Origin of the sequence: Aquabacter albus, assembly GCF_040049275.1 — a bacterium.
Taxonomy (GTDB): Bacteria; Pseudomonadota; Alphaproteobacteria; order Rhizobiales; family Xanthobacteraceae; genus Aquabacter.
This window is the reverse complement of the sequence record NZ_JBDZDT010000014.1, coordinates 57,143-63,142: the sequence shown is the minus strand read 5'-3', so window position 1 is coordinate 63,142 and position 6,000 is coordinate 57,143. Positions and strand designations below refer to the sequence as shown.

Here is a 6,000-nt window from a genome sequence, read left to right as displayed (position 1 = left end):
GACTACATCGAGCGCTTCTACAATCGCCGACGCAGGCACTCGACGCTAGGCTATCTGAGCCCGATCGAGTTCGAGGAGCGAGCTAAATTAGCTTAACCTGGTGTCCACAAAACCGGCGGCAGGCCAGGTCGATCTGTTCGATGCGAATTGCTCCACTCGCAAGCGCAGCCTCCAACCCGAGGCCAAGCGTCTTGGCGCGGGCATTGATCGTGCCTTTGCCTTCATCGAACGCAAAGATGATTGCCCGTTCACCACGCTCAGCGGCTGCGATCGCGTAGGTGATCGCGATGGATGATTTGCCGACCCCGGCCGCTCCGATCAGAAGCGCATTAGTTCCACGTTCCAATCCACCGCCCAACAGGGCATCGAGTTCCGCGTTGCCACTCGCGACAAAGTCGCCCTCGAACTCCTTATGATGCTCCGCAGCCACCAAGCGCGGGTAAATCTCCAGTCCCCCGCGCTCGATGGTGAAATCATGAAAGCCGCCCTTGAAAGGGATGCCGCGCATCTTGACCACGCGCATCCGGCGGCGTTCCGCACCATAGTCGATCGCCAATTGCTCCAGCAGCACCACTCCATGTGCAATTGAATGAAGCTGGAGATCGTTCTGATGTGCGGTCAGGTCATCGAGCAGGACGACAGTGGATTGGCGACCGGAGAAGAAGTGCTTCAGGGCCAAAATCTGCCGCCGATAGCGCAATGGACTTTGGGCCAGGAGACGCAGCTCAGAGAGACTGTCAATGACGATACGATTGGGATTCAGCCCTTCCACCTTGTCGAAGATAAGTCGGCTCGTCTCGCTCAACTCCATCTCGGCCGGGTGGAGGACGGTGAGTTCCTGGCTCGGATCCAGGCTGGTTTCGGGCGGAACGAGTTCAAACACGCTAATGCCGTCCAGGGACCATCCGTGACGCTTGGCGACAAGGCGCAGTTCGCGTTCCGTCTCCGAAAGCGTAATGTAGAGCGCTCTTTCTCCGCGCCGCACACCTTCAAGCAGAAACTGCAGCGCGAGCGTTGTCTTCCCCGAGCCGGGACGCCCTTCGTAGAGGTACATACGTTCGGGATCAAAGCCACCACCTAGAACGTCGTCCAAGCCCCCGCTACCGGTTGAAATTTTAGCAGCTTCCGCGTCGGCATCACGATCTGTCAGATCGCTCGTTCGCTCGTTCATCGAAATCTCTTTCAACCGCATCAGGTTCGCTTCACCTGATAGCAGGAGTTGCCATTCTTTCCTTTGAAAATCTTACGGCAAAGCTTGGGGGAAGGCTAAGCGCGAGAAGGCACTTTTCCCCACTGGGACTAGCCGTACGTGCCCGAAGGCGTTCGAGAAGCTTATCGAGGCACCCAGATGAAAGAGGAGCCGCTGACCCGCTGAAGCATATTAGACACATTAAGGAACAGGGCCAGACTAGGCGCGTTGGTTCAGTGCAGCACTACAATCAAAATTCTTCCGGAGGCGAACCATGCGTATACGCATATGGGCGCCGCTCGCTGCGGCGCTTCTCATGACTACTATTCTCACGTCTTCGGTCTCCGCCATGGCGGACGAGGCAAACTTCCTCTCGCGCTTCGAGGGAAAGTGGACCGGCGGCGGCTCCATGAAACCGACGGCCAAGGCACCCAGCGTCCCGCTCGACTGCGTAGCCAATGGCAATTCCAGCCCGCATACCCTTTCGCTCGGCGGCAAGTGTAGCGCACTGGTTCTCAGTCGCGATCTGTCGGCCGATCTCAAGTACGATCCGCGCTCCAATCGCTACAGCGGCGTCTACATCACCGGGGGTGATCCTCCAGCGGCGCTGAATGGCATGCGGGCGGGCGATGCGCTCGTGCTGGCCGTGAAGTGGCCCAAGCCAGTTAACGGCGACAGTGACGCGACCATGATTATCCGCAATACCGGCCAGGGAAATTTCAGTTTCACCGTCCGCGATGCCGTAGAGCCCGGTGGCCCGACCGTCACGACGGCGAACTTCACTCTCAGCAGAGAGGGCCAAGACGCCCACACCGGGAAGTAGTCGTTCGAGAAATGTGGCAGATAATAGCGCTTATTTCTGTCCCCGCGAGCTGAAGTGGGGGTAATTGGACCATGTTGGTTATCTCCCGGACAGAAGCCGGCCAGCGTCACGCAATGTCTTAAAACACGTGAGGGGACGGGCGAGCTGAATTGGATAGATCAGGTCGTCGTTTCAATGGGATTCGCCGCGATCCTCGGGATTTTCACCGGGGATGTGGTCCGCGGCCATCGATAGGCCCCAGCGGAGTAGCGGACACCTCCGCCGGGCGATCACCTCCGACTTCGCCGGTGGTTCCTCCGCCCTGATAATGCCGCGCGTGGTCGACAGCGCCGGCGAGAGCTTTGAGCTTCTCCCTCGGTGGATCGACTTGGTCGATCCAGTTCTGGTACCGATCATCCGGATAGGCGCTGTCTTTACCATGGCCTCCCTCCCTCGTCCGCTGACCGCTCTTCCGCATGTTGCGTCGTGCGCCACCGGAGCAAACGCCTTCCACGATCATCATCCAGGAGGCAGGCCCACCCCGGCGTCAGCAATGCTACGCCGGCGCGGCCTCTTTGCCTCTATCCTTCCGCCGCGACGATTTCGGATGCGTTTTTCCAATGCGCCTCCGCGCGCCCTTCGGGCCGGCCTTCCGCAATCCAAAGCTCGTATGCCTTCTGCCGGATACGGGCATCTACTGCAGTGCCCGTATGCGCCTCATGGGCCACTTCCGGACCTGTAAATCTGCTGGGATTGGTCGCCGCCGGAGGATCGCTCGCAGGGAATGAGTTTTCGAGAGCATCATCGAGGTCTGCTTCTTTGTCTCTGACCATTCGTAGTCCCCATCAAGGCAGGTAAGGCCGATTGCCTTATGCGGAGACAACGCTCCGCCCCCGGCTTTCGTTCGTCGCCGGGAGGCACCCCGCTTCACCACGGAGCGGTAGGCATCCCAACATCTAGTGTTTCGTTCGGCCCATGCAAAAAGGCCGCCCGCAGGCGGCCTTCGACTGATCCAGAGCGAGCGGTCAGAGCTTGCGGTTTACCGTATCCTTCACGGCTTCCTTAGCCTTGCCCATGGCCTTTTGCCCCTCACCCTTCACTTCCTGCATCTTGCCCTCGGCTTCCATGCGATCATTGCCGACAGCCTTGCCAACACCCTGCTTGGCGTTGCCGATAACTTCGTTTGTTGAGCCTTTGATCTTGTCGTTGGTGCTGCCCATGGGAGAATGTCCTTATGTGGCCCCCTCGTCCAACCCGCCCTGCATGATTAGGTTCCGGCTTATAAGGCAGTGGCCTCAACCATCATGCCTGGCGGGCGAAGGAAGGCATCTTGGCGCCCCTTCGAAATCTGCGGCTCCGTGAGATGGCCCATGAACAGGAGTCCTCTGCGCTTTTCCGCCGAGCGGCGCATCCGCACCAACGCGTCTTCAGATATCCGGCGCTGTTCAAAACGATGAATTCGGTTCATGTCGCGACCTCAAAGCCATGCGCGAGAACAACGTATCCTGCACCTCGATGTTCCGCCTGGGACCACCCGCCGTCGCCCACGACAGCGGGCTTTTACTTAGCGCTCACCACTGCCCGATCGCTTCCTTTACGGTCCCACTTACCCGCGGCCCCCGCGTGGACCGCCGCTCCGGGGAGCGAAGGACAAGGTTCTTGCGCGTGCCAGACGGCTCGTTTGAGCGATCGATGCGTGTGGGCCTCCACCTCGGCGAAGGCCCACTTCCTTCAGCGACTACCGCGACGCTTTATAAAGCCTTGCGGCGATCTCGAGCATTTCTTCTGGGGCGTAATCCGGTGTGAACGCCGATGGGACGCCCGTTAACTGGTGGATCTTGCCGCCATCGGGCATGCCTTCGACGACCGTAAGCTCACCGGGCGGATCATCCGGCAAAGCCATCTCTCCCCTGCCCCAGATGCCGGAAATTTCCCGGTAATCGTCCGGACTGAAAGTGTAGAGCCGACGATGGGATCCCTCCTCCAGATACTTCTGACACTCCGGAATATTCCCAAGCGGGATGTTGGGGACCGGCAGCATCTTTTCGATCTCGACTCCGGTAAGTTTCTTCAGCGCCAGAGCGTAGGCATGCGCGTGAACGGAGCCGCGCACTAGCAAATAGCCACACACCTCCCGCCCAGTGGGATCTGTCAGGGACTCGTAGACTCTCAGCTTGTGCAGTCGCGCGCCGCATTCCAGATGGAAGTTATGTAGCAGGTCGAAGATCACGTTCCCGGTGGTTGTGATGAAGTCGTTATTCCACGATGCCCCGTTGCTGTTCACGGGCGTGGCACCGCCCGCGTTGGAGAAGAATGAGGCTGCGAGCCGGATGTCACTCATGCCCTCAAAGGGCGCGCCGGAGATGTCACCACCGGGCAGTTCATCCATATCGCTGTCGGGGCCATTGTTCAGCATGGCCACGCCATTGCTCACCAGCTCGACATGCCCAAGTTCTTCGGCGGTAATGCACGCCACGAGACTATAGAAAGAGCGAAGTTTCTGCTTACTTCGAAAGTTGAAGCTCTGGAACAGGTAGTTTCCCAGCGTTGACATTTCTCCGTATTTTCCGCCGAGAAGTTCCTGCAGAGCCGCAGCTGCATTCGGGTCTTGCTCAGAAGGAGCTGGAAGCTCAATCTGGAGCTTGTCTACTCTTAAAAACATGGCAAATTCTCCGGTGGACCGAAGTCAACACACCCGCACCTGATGCGTTCCGTGAGTTGCAAAATATAATCTAAGCAACCTTGGGCCAGACAGGTCATAGACGGGGGGACGATCTTGCACTCATCTAATTTTTTGTCAGAAATAGCTGACCATCGACTCACCAATTGGATGAGGCATCCGGCTCAGAAGCAGTACTTAAGCGCATCGCCCCCTGTTGGCGGCGCAGCTCTTGGGCGAGCGGTGTGTAGATGGGCCGATACCCTTGAGAGTCCACAGCTCCCAGTATTCCCACGGGACAGGAGCGGCCGTTTTCCCAGCCGGGATAGGCGGTGATGGGATAGAGGCAAATCCCAAGGATCGGCACGCCCACCCGGGAGGCGATTGCGACTTCGTCGCAAACATAATGCAGCCAGGCGGCACGCGCGCCTCCCTCCGCTCCCGTCTCGGCGATGACGAGGCTCTTCCCATAACGCCAATACACTTCAGCGAGCATGTCGCTCAAGGCGCGATAGCCATGGTTTCCAAGGGGGATCGCTCCGGTGCCAATCGCCCACTCGTTATGGGGATAGAAGTTGACGCCAACCACATCCAGGACATCCGGATGGCCCCCCAGCTCCGGTTCGAGGCGGCCGTCGAGCATATCGCATGCCTCGTACTGGGAGAGCCGGAACGCCTCCGCTTCGGCCATGTCGGCTTCTGTCTCGGTTCCACCCGCGACGTGGATAAGGGGCTCAGCATGGAGGAAGCGCGCCGTGGGTATGACCGACAAAATCTCGGCGCGCGCAGCAAGCGATGCCCGAACCAACTGGCGTTTGAGTTCACGGCCTCGTAAGACGCCCGCCGGCGCCATGTGGGCGACTTCGCCGCCAGCCCAGGACCAGAAGGACATCTCGTTCACGGGGCAGAACCACGGCGGCTCTTTGGTTTCCGACTGCACGAGGCGCGCCAGCTCGCGCGCGAAAGCACCGAAGCGACGCACGAATTCCGCGGACCAGATATCGATGCTGGATGGCCAGCCGTAATGGCATAAATCCCAGATAACCTGCACTTCGGCACGCGCCGCCGCCTGGAGCATCGGGAGGAAGCTGCTCCAATCGTAGATGCCCGGCTCCCGCTCTATGAGATGCCACCTCACGCCATCGCGTATGGTTGACATGCCAAGCGCGCGGAGCTGCCGATAATCACGCTCCGCCAATGCGTCATGGTGCGTGGCGCAAAGCATGTCGAGTTGCGTCCCGTCCAATTTTCGATGTGTCGAGCATTCAAAGCCGCCCATGAAGTAGCTTGCAAAATCCATGTGCTCCCCACGTGCTGCCGGGCGAGCATCAAGGCTTGCGCACTTGCGAC

The 6,000-nt window shown here is 59.3% G+C and carries 6 protein-coding genes and 1 pseudogene; 2 read left to right on the top strand and 5 right to left on the bottom strand.

What is annotated here, in order from left to right:
• Window positions 1–96, top strand: a 96-nt coding sequence (locus ABLE91_RS27010; protein ID WP_348930610.1) for an IS3 family transposase, incomplete at its 5' end; no start/stop codon positions are given.
• Window positions 97–121: 25 nt separating this feature from the next.
• On the opposite strand, the pseudogene ABLE91_RS27005 reads toward ABLE91_RS27010, so the two are convergent.
• A pseudogene (locus ABLE91_RS27005) lies at window positions 122–1,171 on the bottom strand (ATPase domain-containing protein); the annotation flags it as partial.
• A 367-nt stretch (window positions 1,172–1,538) separates the two neighbouring features.
• Between ABLE91_RS27005 and ABLE91_RS27000 the strand changes: the two are divergent.
• On the top strand, window positions 1,539–2,012 hold the full coding sequence (locus ABLE91_RS27000; protein WP_348935649.1) for a hypothetical protein: 474 nt from the start codon (window positions 1,539–1,541) through the stop codon (window positions 2,010–2,012).
• A gap of 560 nt (window positions 2,013–2,572) precedes the next feature.
• Here ABLE91_RS27000 and ABLE91_RS29000 read toward each other — a convergent pair.
• The 4 genes from ABLE91_RS29000 to ABLE91_RS26985 all read right to left on the bottom strand — a co-directional run bounded on the left by ABLE91_RS29000 (window position 2,573) and on the right by ABLE91_RS26985 (window position 5,950).
• On the bottom strand, window positions 2,573–2,824 hold the full coding sequence (locus ABLE91_RS29000; RefSeq protein ID WP_510182009.1) for a DUF2934 domain-containing protein: 252 nt from the start codon (window positions 2,822–2,824) through the stop codon (window positions 2,573–2,575).
• 192 nt (window positions 2,825–3,016) lie between these two features.
• The gene (locus ABLE91_RS26995) at window positions 3,017–3,211 is read right to left on the bottom strand and encodes a CsbD family protein (protein WP_348935648.1); all 195 of its coding nucleotides are present in this window, start codon (window positions 3,209–3,211) and stop codon (window positions 3,017–3,019) included.
• A gap of 518 nt (window positions 3,212–3,729) precedes the next feature.
• Window positions 3,730–4,653, bottom strand: coding sequence for a manganese catalase family protein (locus ABLE91_RS26990; RefSeq protein ID WP_348935647.1), 924 nt, complete (start codon window positions 4,651–4,653; stop codon window positions 3,730–3,732).
• Between the two features lie 157 nt (window positions 4,654–4,810).
• A complete protein-coding gene (locus ABLE91_RS26985) occupies window positions 4,811–5,950 on the bottom strand; it encodes a beta-glucosidase (RefSeq protein WP_348935646.1) in 1,140 nt (379 codons plus the stop codon).
• Between the last annotated feature and the right edge of the window lie 50 nt (window positions 5,951–6,000).